Raw genomic sequence first — 519 nt, forward strand, 5'->3', positions numbered from 1 at the left:
CGCGTTGCGATTCAAGAAGAAGTGACAGCACTAAACGACGAACTAAACCGTATCGCAGAAACCACATCTTTTGGTGGTAACAAGCTACTAAACGGCACACATGGTGCGAAATCGTTCCAAATCGGTGCTGATAACGGTGAAGCAGTAATGCTTGAGCTTAAAGACATGCGCTCAGACAACAAAATGATGGGCGGTGTGAGCTACCAAGCTGAAAGCGGTAAAGGCAAAGACTGGAACGTTGCACAAGGCAAAAACGACCTAAAAATCAGCCTAACTGACAGCTTTGGTCAAGAGCAAGAAATCAACATCAACGCGAAAGCGGGCGATGACATCGAAGAGCTAGCAACGTACATCAACGGTCAAACAGACCTAGTGAAAGCGTCAGTAGACCAAGATGGCAAACTGCAAATCTTTGCTGGTAACAACAAAGTAGAAGGCGAAGTGTCATTCTCTGGCGGTCTGTCTGGTGAACTAGGGCTAGGCGACAACAAGAAAAACGTTACGGTTGATACTATCGAC

At 46.4% G+C, this 519-nt stretch carries 1 protein-coding gene; it reads left to right on the forward strand.

Translation table 11 applies throughout. The annotated features are described in order from the left end of the window. Positions 1–519, forward strand: a 519-nt coding sequence (locus tag R7040_RS29895; protein WP_318098110.1) for a flagellin hook IN motif-containing protein, incomplete at both ends; no start/stop codon positions are given.

The sequence above is a fragment of the Vibrio sp. 1069 genome (assembly GCF_033340555.1).